The 1,071-nt window shown below is 80.6% G+C and carries 1 protein-coding gene; it reads left to right on the top strand.

Annotated elements, in window-relative coordinates; translation table 11 throughout:
• Window positions 1-1,071: AfsR/SARP family transcriptional regulator (locus AB8Z36_RS41200; protein ID WP_369218455.1), on the top strand; the 1,071-nt coding region annotated here is incomplete at both ends.

The following is a 1,071-nucleotide window of genomic DNA, read 5'->3' as shown; positions in this document are numbered from 1 at the left end:
ACCCGGTGCGGTACCGAATCCTGGGCGCCACCGAGGCGTACGACGACCAAGGCGTCCCCCTGCCCGTGGGGGGCCGGCGGCTGCGTGCCCTGCTCGCCGCCCTCGCGCTGCACGCAGGCCGCCCGGTCACCGTGGGCGCCCTCATCGACGAGGTCTGGGCCGGYGRASSGGCCGCCGACGCCCCGGCGGCCCTCCAGGCCCTGGTCGGCCGCCTGCGCCGGGCCCTCGGCAAGGACGCCATCGCCTCGGGCCCCGGCGGCTACCGCCTCGCGGTCGACCCCGACGGCGTCGACCTGCACCGCTTCGAGCGCCTCGCGCGCGAGGGCAGCGCCGCCCTCGACCGGGGCGACCCGGACACGGCCGCCCGCACACTGCGCGAGGCGCTCGCCCTCTGGCAGGGCCCCGCCCTCGCCGACCTGCCCGACCGCAGTGCGGCGGCGCGCCCCGACGCCCGGCGCACCGAGGCCGTCCGCGCCCGCATCGAGGCGGACCTGCTGCTCGGCAGGGCCTCCGACGTCGTACCGGAACTCCGCCAGCTCACCGCCGACCGGCCGTACGACGAGCCGCTGCACGCCCTCCTGATCCGCGCCCTGCGCGCGGCGGGCCGAGGCGCCGACGCCCTCGCCGCCTACGAGGACACCCGCCGAGCCCTGTCCGAGGGCCTCGGCACCGACCCGGGCCCGGAGCTGCGGGCGCTGCACGAGCGACTGCTGCGGGAGGGAGACGAACGGGCGGCACCGCCGATGCCCTCCGCCGCCTCCGCGCCTGGCGTCTCCGCGCCCGCCGCCTCCGCGCCTGGCGTCTCCGCGCCCGCCGCCTCCGCGCCTGGCGTCTCCGCGCCCGCCGCCTCCGCGCCTGGCGTCTCCGTGCCTGGCGTCTCCGCGCCCGCCGCCTCCGTGCCTGGCGTCTCCGTGCCCCCCCCGCGCCTGGCGTCTCCGTGCCTGGCGTCTCCGCGCCCGCCGCCTCCGTGCCTGGCGTCTCCGCGCCCGCCGCCTCCGCGCCTGGCGTCTCCGTGCCTGGCGTCTCCGCGCCCGCCGACTTCTCGCCCGCCGCCTCCGCGTCCGGCACCTC

Source organism: Streptomyces flavofungini (genome assembly GCF_041028215.1).
In the GTDB taxonomy this organism is placed as follows: domain Bacteria; phylum Actinomycetota; class Actinomycetes; order Streptomycetales; family Streptomycetaceae; genus Streptomyces; species Streptomyces flavofungini_B.
Note: the sequence above shows the minus strand (reverse complement) of the source record. Positions and strands in the feature narration are given on the sequence as shown.